This window comes from Mesorhizobium ciceri biovar biserrulae WSM1271 (assembly GCF_000185905.1).
GTDB classification, from domain to species: domain Bacteria; phylum Pseudomonadota; class Alphaproteobacteria; order Rhizobiales; family Rhizobiaceae; genus Mesorhizobium; species Mesorhizobium ciceri.
This window is the reverse complement of record NC_014923.1, coordinates 1,654,639-1,666,960: the sequence shown is the minus strand read 5'-3', so window position 1 is coordinate 1,666,960 and position 12,322 is coordinate 1,654,639. Positions and strand designations below refer to the sequence as shown.

The 12,322-nt window shown below is 64.5% G+C and carries 17 protein-coding genes; 4 read left to right on the top strand and 13 right to left on the bottom strand.

Features of this window, described 5'->3' with window-relative positions:
• Positions 1-63: 63 nt before the first annotated feature.
• Positions 64-813, top strand: a complete 750-nt coding sequence (gene ubiG / locus MESCI_RS08020) for a bifunctional 2-polyprenyl-6-hydroxyphenol methylase/3-demethylubiquinol 3-O-methyltransferase UbiG (protein WP_013529456.1) — start codon at positions 64-66, stop codon at positions 811-813.
• A gap of 2 nt (positions 814-815) precedes the next feature.
• On the opposite strand, the gene MESCI_RS08015 is transcribed toward ubiG, so the two are convergent.
• A complete protein-coding gene (locus tag MESCI_RS08015; RefSeq protein ID WP_013529455.1) occupies positions 816-1,334 on the bottom strand; it encodes a flavin reductase family protein in 519 nt (172 codons plus the stop codon).
• Between the two features lie 142 nt (positions 1,335-1,476).
• Complete coding sequence (locus MESCI_RS08010; protein ID WP_013529454.1) at positions 1,477-2,367, bottom strand: DMT family transporter; 891 nt, start codon at positions 2,365-2,367, stop codon at positions 1,477-1,479.
• Positions 2,368-2,463: 96 nt separating this feature from the next.
• Between MESCI_RS08010 and MESCI_RS08005 the strand changes: the two genes are divergently transcribed.
• A complete protein-coding gene (locus tag MESCI_RS08005; RefSeq protein ID WP_013529453.1) occupies positions 2,464-2,949 on the top strand; it encodes a MarR family winged helix-turn-helix transcriptional regulator in 486 nt (161 codons plus the stop codon).
• Between the two features lie 6 nt (positions 2,950-2,955).
• Here the strand turns inward: MESCI_RS08005 and MESCI_RS08000 are convergent, their stop codons facing one another.
• From MESCI_RS08000 to MESCI_RS07980, 5 genes are all read right to left on the bottom strand, one after another.
• Complete coding sequence (locus MESCI_RS08000; RefSeq protein WP_164919863.1) at positions 2,956-3,510, bottom strand: hypothetical protein; 555 nt, start codon at positions 3,508-3,510, stop codon at positions 2,956-2,958.
• Between the two features lie 122 nt (positions 3,511-3,632).
• Positions 3,633-4,058: a DUF1178 family protein gene (locus MESCI_RS07995; protein ID WP_013529451.1), complete on the bottom strand. Its 426-nt coding sequence runs from the start codon at positions 4,056-4,058 to the stop codon at positions 3,633-3,635.
• The gene (locus MESCI_RS07990) at positions 4,055-4,921 is read right to left on the bottom strand and encodes a carbon-nitrogen hydrolase family protein (RefSeq protein ID WP_013529450.1); all 867 of its coding nucleotides are present in this window, start codon (positions 4,919-4,921) and stop codon (positions 4,055-4,057) included. The genes MESCI_RS07995 and MESCI_RS07990 overlap by 4 nt, the downstream gene beginning before the upstream one ends.
• A gap of 10 nt (positions 4,922-4,931) precedes the next feature.
• Positions 4,932-5,201 carry a glutaredoxin 3 gene (grxC, locus tag MESCI_RS07985; RefSeq protein WP_013529449.1) on the bottom strand — a complete coding sequence of 90 codons (270 nt, stop codon included), beginning with the start codon at positions 5,199-5,201 and terminating at the stop codon, positions 4,932-4,934.
• Between the two features lie 27 nt (positions 5,202-5,228).
• Entirely contained in the window at positions 5,229-6,029 is an 801-nt protein-coding gene (locus tag MESCI_RS07980; protein ID WP_013529448.1) for a ComF family protein, read from the bottom strand.
• 65 nt (positions 6,030-6,094) lie between these two features.
• Between MESCI_RS07980 and MESCI_RS07975 the strand changes: the two genes are divergently transcribed.
• Entirely contained in the window at positions 6,095-6,970 is an 876-nt protein-coding gene (locus MESCI_RS07975; RefSeq protein ID WP_013529447.1) for a methyltransferase domain-containing protein, read from the top strand.
• A 28-nt stretch (positions 6,971-6,998) separates the two neighbouring features.
• Here MESCI_RS07975 and MESCI_RS07970 read toward each other — a convergent pair whose 3' ends face one another.
• The 5 genes from MESCI_RS07970 to argJ all read right to left on the bottom strand — a co-directional run bounded on the left by MESCI_RS07970 (position 6,999) and on the right by argJ (position 10,176).
• Entirely contained in the window at positions 6,999-7,184 is a 186-nt protein-coding gene (locus MESCI_RS07970) for a Flp family type IVb pilin (RefSeq protein WP_013529446.1), read from the bottom strand.
• Positions 7,185-7,293: 109 nt separating this feature from the next.
• The gene (locus tag MESCI_RS07965; protein ID WP_013529445.1) at positions 7,294-7,608 is read right to left on the bottom strand and encodes a hypothetical protein; all 315 of its coding nucleotides are present in this window, start codon (positions 7,606-7,608) and stop codon (positions 7,294-7,296) included.
• A gap of 129 nt (positions 7,609-7,737) precedes the next feature.
• The gene (mutT, locus tag MESCI_RS07960) at positions 7,738-8,160 is read right to left on the bottom strand and encodes an 8-oxo-dGTP diphosphatase MutT (RefSeq protein WP_013529444.1); all 423 of its coding nucleotides are present in this window, start codon (positions 8,158-8,160) and stop codon (positions 7,738-7,740) included.
• The gene (locus MESCI_RS07955) at positions 8,153-8,905 is read right to left on the bottom strand and encodes a GNAT family N-acetyltransferase (RefSeq protein WP_013529443.1); all 753 of its coding nucleotides are present in this window, start codon (positions 8,903-8,905) and stop codon (positions 8,153-8,155) included. The genes mutT and MESCI_RS07955 overlap by 8 nt, the downstream gene beginning before the upstream one ends.
• Positions 8,906-8,934: 29 nt before the next feature.
• A complete protein-coding gene (gene argJ, locus MESCI_RS07950; protein WP_013529442.1) occupies positions 8,935-10,176 on the bottom strand; it encodes a bifunctional glutamate N-acetyltransferase/amino-acid acetyltransferase ArgJ in 1,242 nt (413 codons plus the stop codon).
• 456 nt (positions 10,177-10,632) lie between these two features.
• Here argJ and MESCI_RS07945 point away from each other — a divergent pair, with 456 nt between their 5' ends.
• Positions 10,633-11,232, top strand: coding sequence for a TetR/AcrR family transcriptional regulator (locus MESCI_RS07945; RefSeq protein ID WP_013529441.1), 600 nt, complete (start codon positions 10,633-10,635; stop codon positions 11,230-11,232).
• Between the two features lie 70 nt (positions 11,233-11,302).
• On the opposite strand, the gene MESCI_RS07940 is transcribed toward MESCI_RS07945, so the two are convergent.
• Positions 11,303-12,220, bottom strand: a complete 918-nt coding sequence (locus tag MESCI_RS07940; protein ID WP_013529440.1) for a peptidylprolyl isomerase — start codon at positions 12,218-12,220, stop codon at positions 11,303-11,305.
• Positions 12,221-12,322: the final 102 nt, after the last annotated feature.

The following is a 12,322-nucleotide window of genomic DNA, read 5'->3' as shown; positions in this document are numbered from 1 at the left end:
GCTACAGCGTCCTTTGCGCGTCCAAGAGGACGCGCGGCGCTGTAGCGTCGAGGAGACCAACCTATGCCAGAGCCCCGACGATCGACGATCGATGCCGGAGAAGTGGAACGCTTTTCCGCCCTTGCCGCCGAATGGTGGAACCCGAACGGCAAGTTCCGTCCCCTGCACAAATTCAATCCGGTCCGGCTGGCCTATATCCGCGACCAGATAGCGACGCGCTTCGGCCGTGACCCACGCGCTGCAAGGCCTTTCGAGGGACTGCGCATCCTCGACATCGGTTGCGGCGGCGGACTTTTGTGCGAGCCGATGGCGCGGCTTGGCGCCGAGGTCGTGGGCGCGGATGCCTCCGAAACCAACATCGAAGTGGCCAAGCTGCACGCCGCCGAAGGCAATGTCAGCGTCGACTATCGCGCCACGACGGCCGAGGACCTTGCCGACGCCGGCGAGAAATTCGACGTCATCCTCAACATGGAAGTGGTCGAGCATGTCGCCGACATCGACCTGTTCGTCGCCAAATGCGGCGAGATGGTGCGGCCCGGCGGCATCATGTTCGTGGCCACCATCAACCGCACGCTGAAGGCGCTGGGCTTAGCCATCATCGGCGCCGAATATGTGCTGCGCTGGCTGCCGCGCGGCACCCACCAGTTCGGCAAGCTGGTGCGCCCGGAAGAGCTCGAAAAGGCGCTTGCCGGCGCCGGCCTGACCATCATCGACCGCACCGGCGTCACCTACAATCCGCTGGCCGACCGCTGGGCGCGGTCGAAGGACATGGACGTCAACTACATGGTCCTGGCGGAAAAAGGCTCGGTCTGACCTTATTCAGAATTCAGCGGCCGGTAGCCGCCGCGCCAGTAGATCAGCGCCTGGCCGGCATCGGACGTGCGCACGGCCTCGACCGAACCGATGACGATGGAATGCGTGCCGCGATCGATCATCTCGTCGAGGCTGCAGTCGAATGCGGCCACCGCATCCGAAAGCAGCAAAGCTCCGGTCTTGAGCGTCACCCATTCGGCGCCCTCATAGCGGTCCTTGCCCTTGATGCCGCCGAAGCCGGAGAACCGCTCGGCCACGCGCTGATGCTGGGGGCCAAGCGAATTGACGCCGAAATGCCGGTAGCGTTCGATCACCGGCCAGGTCGACGATGACCGGTTGACGCAGGCGATCACCTTGGGCGGCTCGGCCGACAGCGAGACGACCGAAATGACCACCAGACCGGAGCGGTCCTCGCCGGTGCCGGCGGTGATGACGCTGACATTGCCGACGATCAGCCGCATCGCGGCGCGAAAATCAGCTACATCGACGGCAGTCCCCTCGGATGTCTTCGGTTCGGTCATGGCTTGCTCCAGAGCACGATTCCAAAAAGGGAAAGGTCCTCGGAAAAGACCACGCTCAAACAAGAAGATAAAGCAGATCTGGATACAAATTCAGGTGAGATCGGCTCCAGGCGCGAAGGCAGTTCGGCCCCCCTGCGACCGCTCACGCCTTCTGGCTTTGTGCCCTGGTGGTGATGAACACGCCGGCGGTGATGATGAGCGCGCCTGCCCAGGTCAGCAATTGATAGTGCTCGCCGAGGAAGAGGGTTCCGGCAAACAGGCCGACGGCCGCCGCCACATAACCGATCTGGCTGAGATAGACCGGACCGCCGACCGCCTGCAGCCGGAAGAAGAACGCGAACATCGCCGATGCCGACGCGACCTGCGCGACGACGACCAGCGGCACGCCGCCGAGTGGGACGAAAGCTTCGCCGCCGAACAGGAGGAGAATGCCGGCAAGCAGCATCGCCGCCGACGCCAGATGGCTGCCGACGGCAAGCTCGATCGGGCCGGTACCGTCCGGCCAGTCGACCGTGCGATAGATGTTGCCGGCGGCAAGGCTGACCGGGATGAGCAACCCCATCGCCACCCAGAACAAATCGGCCGGCTGGCCGGCCTCGCCGCGCGTCACCGCGACCATGACGGCGCCGACGAAGCCGACGGCGATGCCGGCAATGCCCAGCATGTTGGGGCGCCGGACACGCAGCAGGATCGAGAACACCAGCGTGATGACCGGCGACAGCGTGAACATGATGCCGGTGTAGCCGGCGCCCAGATGCGGGATGGCCGAGAACATCAGGAGATTGGGGACAGCATAGGACACCGCGGCGGTGACGAAGAAATAGCGCAATTTGTGCGCGGTGAGCCGGACCCGCTTGCCGCGAGCCAAGAGCATGCACAGCAAGACCCCGCCGGCGCCGAGCGAGATGACGAAGGCCCAGACCATGGCCGGCACGCCGGCAGCCGTGGCGAGCTTGCCGAACGGCAGCGTCAGGCCGAGCAGGCCGCCGGTGACGACCAGCAGGCCGAGCGCCGAATCCCAGAGAAGCTTCATTGACCGAATCCTGTAGCGCGGCTCTTGGCCGGCATTGCATCTTGCAGTAAGATAACCGAAAGATTCTTAACGTCAAGATAAATGATGGTGAGACAGTTGGACAGGGCAGCACGGGCGATCGAGCAATGGAAGCGGGAACGACCCGATCTGGACGTCTCGCCGATGGGTGTGCTCGGGCGGCTGAACGAGGCCGCCTCGCTGATCGCCCGCGAGCGCCTGGCGCCGTTGTTTGCCCGTTATGGATTGCAGTCCGGGGAATTCGACGTGCTGGCAACGCTGCGCCGCTCTGGATCACCCTACGCCCTGACGCCGACCGCCCTCTATGAAGCGACGATGGTGACGTCAGGCGCCATGACCAACCGGCTCGACCGGCTCGAAACGTCCGGATTGATCTTGCGCGGGCCGCACCCCAACGATCGGCGCGGCATTGTCGTGCGGCTGACCGAAAAGGGTCTCGCGTTGATCGATGAGGCTATTGCCGCCCATGTTGCCAACGAGCATGAGATTCTTTCCGGCCTGACACCGGCCGAACGGGAGACGCTCTCTCGGCTGCTTGAGAAATTGATCGGGAGCGTGAGCTAAGCCGGGTCAGTTCGTAGGCTGCCGCGAGAACCGGCGCCGGTGTTTCCAGCGGCGGTATGATACGGTGAGGTCGACAAGCCGGGTCGGCATGTTGAGGTAGAGCAGAGCATCCCGCAAACCGCTGAGATAGCGCTCACTCATCGCCTTGTCGGAAAAGTCCGGCATGGCCTCGAGTGTCGCTTCGGCTTGCTGGCTCCGGCCCTTTCCGGTCGGCAATCTGGCCGCAAAGGCTATTTCTCGACGCAGACAGACCTGCTCCACGCGATCCCGCAGCGCCTCTTCGTAGCCGATACCACATCGCATAAGCCGCGCGTGGGTGGCTTCATGGACGATAATCGAAGCGACCAATTCCGGCGTCGTCCCTTCGCTGATGATATGGCGCTCGTCCAATTCGCATGCCTTGGAAGAGTTTGCCCATTGCGCGACGGAAGCAGGAAGGGTTGTGAAAAATACCTGTCTTACGTCACCAAGCAGCCGTCTGTAGCGCACTGGATCAAAATCACGAATAAGCTGAAGCGCCTCGACGATCTTGTCGGTGCCCTTGTCGCTGATGATGAGCAACCCGTCGATCGTTCGGGTACCGCTAAGCTTGACGGCGCCCCAGCTGGCCAATCGGCCAACGACGGCTCTTATGCTGCGTCGCGGCTCAATCGCTTCTGGGTCGCGCAAAGCTCCCTCGGAACTCAGTTGCGGTCGTCCGGAAACACCGGGATCGGCATGAACTCGACGCCGTCCTCGACCAGGCTCTTGGCTTCGTCCAGCGTCGCCTCGCCATAGATGCCACGCGGGTCGCTCTCGCCGAAATGGATCTTTCGCGCTTCCTCGGCGAACTTGTCGCCGACATAATCGGCATTCTCGCGCACCTTCTCGGCCATCGCCTTCAGCTGCGCCAAAGCCTGCTTCTGCGCCTCGCCCATGGCCAGCGCTATGGTTTCCTGCTTGCGCGCCGTGGAGACGGCCGGCGCCATCAGTGCTTTCTGCACCTTGTGCGAACCGCAGCTCGGGCAATCGACGAAGCCGCGCTTCTTCTGGGTGTCGAAATCGTCGTTGCTGCGGAACCAGCCTTCGAATTCGTGCTCGTGCTCGCAGATCAGGGCAAAGCGGATCAAGAGGCTGCACCCCTGAGCCGCGGCGCCTCGCCCGAGCCGGCATTGACGGCGAAATCCCGCGCATTCCTGAGATTGGGGATCTTCTTGCGCGCGGCAAGCGACTGCGCCGGGTCGATCTCGGCGACGATCACCGCCGGTTCGTCATGCGCGGCTTCCGCAATGATCCGGCCCCACGGATCGACGATCAGCGAATGACCGTAAGTCTCGCGGCCGTCTTCATGCAAGCCACCCTGCGCGGCGGCGACGACATAGGCGCCGTTCTCGATGGCGCGGGCCCTGAGCAGCACGTGCCAGTGCGCCTCGCCCGTCTGGCGGGTGAAGGCAGCCGGTACGGAAAGCAGGTCTGCGCCGGCCAACGCCTCGGCGCGGAAGAGTTGCGGAAAGCGCAGATCGTAGCAAACGGCGAAGCCGAGCTTTGCACCCTCGATGTCGGTGACGACGGCCTCGGTTCCCGGTTCATAGGCGGCCGATTCGCGCCAACTCTCGCCATTGTCGAGATCGACGTCGAACATGTGGATCTTGTCGTAGGCGGCGAGCGCAGCACCATCCGGCCCGAACAGCAGCGCCCGGTTGGCGAGCTTGCCGTCGGCGCGCAGAATGGCGGTCGAGCCGATATGCAGGAAGATGCCGAGCTCCCTGGCCAGCCTGCGCGCGGTCGCAACGACGATGTCCTTGTCCTCCGACGTGAACGATGCGGCGCGAGCTTCCTTGTCGCGGATCAGCGCGCCGGTCATTTCCGGCGTCTGGATGTAGGTGGCACCCAGGCTGGCTGCTTCACGCACCAGCCGTTCGAGATCGGCGGCGTTGCGCTCGGGGCTCTCGCCCGAACGCATCTGGATCGCAGCGGCCTTGAAAACACCCATCGTCATTCCCTCAATTCGTCGCGCCGTTGGCGAGCAATTTGTCCAGCCGGCCTTCGGCCTCCAGCTCGTGGAGGTCGTCACAGCCGCCGACATGCGTATCGCCGATGAAAATCTGCGGAAAGGTCGTGCGGCCATGCGCCCGGGAGATCATCTCCTGGCGCAATTCCGGCGAGAAGGAGGCATCGTGCTCGGTAAAGGCTATGCCCTTGCGCTCGAGCAGCCGCTTGGCTGCCGTGCAATAGCCGCACATCATGCGGGTGTAGATCGTGACATCGGTCATGACGAATTTCCGCTGTTCGTTGCCGACTTATATAGTCGCGGACTCGTCCGCCCGAAAGTCCCCCGGCAACACACGCGCAAAGGTCAGCACGTCGACGGCGGCCGCACCTCCCCTTTTCAGCGCCTTGGTGGCGGAACGCACCGTGGCGCCGGTGGTGTAGACATCGTCGATCAAAAGTACCCTGCGGCCGGCGATCTCGATTTCCGCCTCGGCGGGCACCCGGAACGCGGCCCGCACATTCTCCTCGCGTTCGCCGCGCTCCAGCCCGACCTGCTGGCGGGTGAGTTTCACGCGCCGCACCGCCGACGGGGCGAAGGGCAATCCGCTAAGTGCCGAGACCGCCCTTGCCAGTTCCGCCGACTGGTTGAAGCGCCGCCTGAAAAACCGCCGCCAGTGCAGCGGCACCGGCACCACCACATCCGCTTCGGCGATGAGATCGGCACCCGCACGCATCATCCAGCGCGCCATCCAAGGTGCCAGATCCGTGCGATCCTGGTATTTCAACCCTTGCACCATCTGGCGCGCAACGCCGGAATAGGCGACCGCCGCCCGCGCCCGCTCGAAAGGCGGCGGATCGGCAATCGCCTCGGCCGACAGAAAGCCTTCGCCCATATGGTGGGTGAACGGCGTACCCATGACAGGGCACCATGGCCGCTCCAGCAGCCTGAGCTTCGGCCAGCAGGCGCCGCACAGCACGCCCGGTTGCGAGACATGCCGGCGGCAACCGGCGCAGACCGGCGGAAACAGCATCCGCGCCGGCCAGCCGACAACCGACCGGGCCAGGTTCGTGATCCCGATGGACTTGATCTTGGGCATTGGATCGGCCACGTGGTTGCTCCTGCGCGCCACTATATCAACGATCTCGGAGCGTGGACAAACAAAGGATCTGCCCGTTGCAGCCAATAATGGATACCTCTCTGTGGCTGACGCACAAGCGGCGCGCGCTTGCCCGTCCGGTCGACGGCGCGGACTTCCTCATGCGCCGCACGGCCGAGGACCTTGCCGACCGGCTGGGCGCCGTCGAGCGCCGGTTCGGCAAGGCGGCCGTGCTGTTTTGCCAGACGCCGGCGGCGGCCGAAACGCTCGCTGAAAGCGGCAAGGTCGCCGACATTGTCCGCGTCGAGACGGATACGGCTTTCCTGAGCGGTGGCGATGCCGGCCTGATCGCACCGCTCGAAACCGTGCCGTTCGAGCCGGAAAGCCTCGATCTGGCGGTGTCGCTCTTGTCGCTGCAGGCCATGAACGACATCCCAGGCATGCTGATCCAGATCCGCCGTGCGTTGCGGCCGGATGGGCTTTTCCTCGGCGCCTTTGCCGGCGCCGGTACGCTTTTCGAATTGCGCGAAAGCCTGCTTGCGGCCGAGACCGAGCTTTACGGCGGCGCCAGCCCGCGTGTCGCCCCGTTCACCGACGTGCGCGATGCCGGTGCGCTGCTGCAGCGCGCCGGTCTCGCTCTGCCGGTCGCCGACGTCGAGACGGTGACGGTGCGCTATGCCAGCCTGTTTAATCTTATGGCGGATTTGCGGGCCATGGGCGAAACCAATGCGCTCACCGATCGCAGCCGGCGGCCGGGCTCGCGCAAGCTGTTTGCCCGCGCGGCGGAAATCTACGCCGAGCGGTTTTCCGACCCCGACGGCCGCGTCAGGGCAAGTTTCTCGATTGTCTGGATGTCCGGCTGGGCGCCCGACGCTTCGCAGCAAAAACCGCTGAAGCCAGGGTCGGCCAAGGTCTCGCTGAAAACAATCCTGGAGGCGCCCGACGGGCAATGATCCTGCCCCAGGGTGCGGAAAAGCCGGATCAGGGAGTGGGTGCGAAAGCGTTCGCAAGCTTGCTGTTGTTGTCGCTGAACAGCCAGATGATCCCGTCGCGGACCTCACCGATGCCGCCGACGATGGCAAGCGACAGCACGGCGATGATCACGCCATATTCGACGGCCGTGGCGCCGGTCTCGTCGTTCAGAAAACCCAGCAGCACTGCTTTCATGGCCTCAACCCCTCTGTCCGGGACCTTACAGCCGACCTGTTAAGAAAGGTTAACGGCAAAGGCTTAACAGGCGGTGAAACCGCCGCCTTTGCGAAATTTCTTAACCATGTCAGCAGTCGCCGCTGCTCCGGCCATTGGACCTGATGATGCAGACCGAGCTCGGCTGCGGCTGCAGCACGCTGCGGCGCAGCGTGTAGGTTTCGCGATGGCCGATCGAGCCTGTGGCCGCCATGTCGAGCCCGCCGAAACCGTCACGGGCCGACAGCGAGCGTGTCTGGCTGTCGAGGAAAGGGGTTGCGATCAGCGCCAGCGCCACCGCGGCCGAACCGAACAGAAGCGTTATGCGCAATATGCCCATGCCCGCATCGGCGGCGCGAAAGCCGCGCTCGGGCCTGATCGAGTCCCAATCCCTGTCTAGGCTCATGCTATCGCTCCCCGGCAAATCGACGGCTCGGCCGCGAACGGCCATGCTTCAATTTTTCACGACGAGATAAATCTTCCATTAATGCTGGCTGATACAACGCCTCGGCCAGGAACCGGCCGGACGGGAGCCTCAGAGAAGATCGATGAGGAACGGGATCAGCGGCTCATCGGCCGGCGGCATCGGGTAATCGCGCATCTGCTTCGGCCGCACCCATTTCAGCGTCTGCCCTTCCCTGGGCTGCGCGATACCGCGAAAGCGGCGACAGATGAACAGCGGCATCAGCAGGTGGAAATCGTCGTAGGAATGGCTGGCGAAAGTGAGCGGCGCCAGGCACGGAATGTCGGTTTCGATGCCGATTTCCTCATGCAGTTCGCGAATGATGCATTGTTCGGGCGTCTCGCCCGGCTCGACCTTGCCGCCGGGAAACTCCCACAGCCCGGCAAGTTGCTTGCCCTGAGGCCGCTGCGCCAGAAGCACCCGGCCGTCGGCATCGACCAGCGCGCAGGCGGCGACCAGCAGCAGGCGCTTGCCGGCGGTCACGACATCATTCATGACCCGGCGGCCGCCGGTAGTGGTAGCGATAGACTTCCTCGAAGCCGAGCGAATGGTAGAGCGCCAGTGCCGGCACATTGTTGGCCTCGACCTGCAGCCAGGCTTCCCGTGCGCCCCGCAGCCGTGCCCATTTCAGTGCCGACAGGATCAGGTTGCGGCCGTGGCCCCTGTTGCGTGCCGACTTGTCGGTGGCGACCTCGAACAGGCCGGCGAGATCGCCGTCATGCACGCAGATCAGCGTCGCCAGCGCTTCTGATCCATCTTCGAGCGCGAACAGCCCGGCTTCGGGCTGGATGGCGCCGATGATCTCCGACAGGCCGGGGCGCAGCGAAACATCCGAACCGCTGACCTTGAGCGACGCGCCGATGAAGCGGCTGATGTCTTTGAGCGGGATCTGGTCCATGGCAGCGTCGAGTTGCGCATCGGCCAGCGGCAGCCGCATGACCAGCGACTCGTCGAACCGGCTCCATCCCTCACGGTCGAGATGACTGGCAAGATCGGGACCCGACAACGGCGACATGCGGAATGTCAGCGGCCTGCCATAGGCATCGAAACGGCGGCTGGCCCGGCCGATACGGTCGGCAATGTGCTGGATGTCGCCGGGATCGAGCGGATTGACCGAGTTCAGCCGCTTGGCCGGATGGCCGGCGGTCAGCCGCACCACCCAGGTGCCGTCATAGTGGACGGCGGCCGCCGGCCAGGCGCGAAAGCCGGCCGCCTCGTAGCGGCGCACGATCGCCAGCATGCTTGCCGGATGCCTGGAGCTCAAAACCGTCAGCTCCGGTAATCGCCATTGATGGCGACATATTCCTTGGTGAGGTCGCAGGTCCACACCGTCGCCTTGCCGCGGCCGATGCCGATATCGGCGCGGATGCGGATATCGTCGCGCTTCATGTAGGCCGACGTCGCGGCCTCGGAATAGCCGGGGTCGCGCTCGCCTTCATGCGCCAGCCTGTTGTCGCCGAACCAGATCGACAGCCGGTCGCGATCGGCGGGTTCGCCGGCCTTGCCGACGGCCATGACGACGCGTCCCCAATTGGCGTCCTCGCCGGCGACTGCCGTCTTGACCAGCGGCGAATTGGCGATCGACAGCGCGATGCGCTTGGCCGAGCGCGCCGATTTGGCGCCGGTGACGGTGACTTCGACCTGCTTGCGGGCGCCTTCGCCGTCGCGCACCACCTGCAGCGCCAGCGATTTCAGCACCTTGCCGAGCGCCCGGCGGAACGTGCCGAGACGGGCATCCTTGGGATCGGTTATCTCCGGCGCGCCGCGCCTGGCGGCCTTGCCGGTGGCGAAGATCAGCAGCGTGTCGCTGGTCGAGGTGTCGCTGTCGACGGTGACCGCGTTGAAAGTCTTGGCCGTGCCGCGCGACAACAGATCCTGCAGGACAGGGGCGGCGATCGGCGCGTCGGTGGCGATGAAGGAGAGCATCGTCGCCATGTCGGGCGCGATCATGCCGGCGCCCTTGGAAATGCCGTTGATGGTGACATCGGTGTCGCCGAGCTTGACGGTCGCGGTCGCCACTTTCGGATAGGTATCCGTGGTCATGATCGCCTTTGCCGCTTCGGTCCACAGCTCGGGCTTGCCGTTGCTGACCAGCCCCGCGAGCAGATGGCTGAATTTGCTGGTGTCGAGCGGCTCGCCGATGACGCCGGTCGAGGCCATGAAAACCTCCGCTGCCGTGCAGCCGGCCGCCTTCGCCGCCGCCTCGCCGGTCAGTGCGGTCGACTCGCGGCCCTTCTTGCCGGTGAAGGCGTTGGCGTTGCCCGAATTGACGACCAGCACCCGCGCCTTGCCCGCGCCGAGATTCTGCCGGCAGAAATCCACCGGCGCCGAGGGGCATTTCGATTTCGTGAACACGCCGGCGACCGCAGTGCCTTCATCGAAGACCATGGTCAAAAGATCGGTGCGGCCCTTGTACTTTATCCCGGCCTCGGCGGTGGCGATGCGCACCCCCTCGATTTCTGGCATTTTCGGGTATTTCTTCGGCGCAAGCGGCGAAATCGTCGTGGACATGGAGGCCTCGGGCGGGAAATCGCAAGGGAAGGCCGGTTTGCCCGATAGACCGCGCCGGCGCAAGGGCGTTTTCGTCGCTCTTGTCCGGGAGCTCGAACTCGCCCCTGGGAGCAGGGCTCCGAGACGTCGCAAGCCCATGCAGTAGACATCGTCCGACGGCCGGTCCGGCGGTGTCAGCCAGTTTGCGCCGGCCGCGTTCATGTTAGTAGGAATTTATTCTTGACAGGGTGAGAGCAGCTATGCTACATTTTCGTCCATGGTGCTGATTTGCGCCAGTGAACCGCCTCCGGCGGGTTTTGCTTTTGGGGCCTCGCCAACCAAGACGCCGGTAAGTTCCAGAAAAACGACCAACCCCTGCCCCGACTAGCCAGTCTCCAGAAGCTTGAAAACGCGCCGTTTCGTTTGAGCGTCGGGTCACCTATATTGCCGGCGAAGTGTTTGGCGAGGACGACAGAGATGGCCGAGGACGCCGATCCGGCGCGCAGATCGATCGGTGCACGGCGCAATCCCGACAGCGCCGAGGCCATTCTCCAAGCCGCCGAGACCGTACTGGTCGAAGCCGGTTATGCCGGTTTCTCGATCGAGGCGGTGGCGCGGCGGGCCCGCGCCGGCAAACCCACGATCTATCGCTGGTGGCCGAGCAAGGCGGCGTTGCTGCTTGAGGTCTACCAGCGCCAGAAGCGCGTCGATGTCCCCGATACAGGGGTGTTGGAGGAGGATCTCGTCGGCTTCCTGAAGAACCTGTTCGCCCACTGGCGCGAGACATCGTCGGGAAGCGTGTTCCGGTCGCTGATCGCCGAGGCACAGTCGGACGAGACCGCGGCCGCGGCCCTTGCCGACTACTCACTGGGCCGACGGTCCCATACCGCCCAGATCATCGAACGCGCCAAGGCAAGGGGCGAAATCCCGGCCGAAATCGATTCAGCTGTTGTCGCCGACCTGATCGCCTCCTTCGCCTGGAGACATCTGCTGACCAACCGGCTCGACGAGGACGAAGCGACCATCGGCAAGGCCGTCAACTACGTGATGCGAGGCATAGCGGCGCCTGCTTCGTAAAGACGGCAATGAATGAAAAAGGGCGCGGCAACCCCTGGCTGCCGCGCCCCTTTTCAAAAAGCTGCCAGTCTTACTTGGCGCTTTCCAGCGTATCGACCGCCTTCTTCAGGTTGGCGTCGGGGATCTCGACCTTGGCGCCGGCGCGCAGCGACTTGACCAGCGCGAAATACTTGTCGCGGATGACCGCCTGCTTGGCCTGGTCCTTGACGTCGTCGAAGGCCGGCGGCTGCTTGGTGCGCTTGTCTTCAAGCTTGATGACATGCCAGCCGAACTGCGTTTGCACCGGCTGCTCGGTGTATTTGCCGACCTCGAGCGCGGAGGCCGCCTTGTCGAACTCCGGCACCATCTGGCCAGGTCCGAACCAGCCGAGATCGCCGCCGCTGGTCTTGCCTGACGGATCGCTGGTGTGCTCGTTGGCGAGCTTCTGGAAGTCGGCGCCGCCGTCGAGCTGCTTGATGATCGCCTCGGCCTCTTCCTTCGTCTTCACGAGGATGTGACGGGCATGCAGCTCGTTGGTGGGCGGCGTGTTGGCGATTTCCTGGTCGTAGCGGGCGCGGACCTCGGCGTCGGTGACCTTGTCGACGACACCCTTCTCGACCATCTCGCCGTGCAGCGCGCGCTGCTGCAGGAAGGCCATGCGGCGCTGGAAGTCGGGATCCTTGTCGAGCCCTGTGGTGACCGCCTGGGCGGCCATGACGCGGATCTCGATGGCAGCCGAAAGGGCGGCGGCACGGCGCTGCTCGGGCGGCAATTGTGCGAACTGCTGCGACAATTCCCCTTCGGCAAGCACCAGATCTGCTTCGGTCAGGGGCTGACCGTTGACCGTGGCGATAACCTTATTGGGATCGACCGGTGCCGTGGCTGGCGCTGCTGCATCCGCCGGAGCGGGAGCGGTTTGCTGCGCCATCACAGGCGAGAGCGAAAGGGCCGACAGGCCGACGGCCAAGCCAAGGCTGGCGAGCGACGCGCGGCGAAACAACAGGGACATAGGGGGACTCCGGTGGGGATTGTTAAGAGGGGTGCTTCCAGATCGGCCAGATTGTGGCGGAATTTGGCGCAGCCAGCAGGGCCAGCGCGGCGTTGACATCAG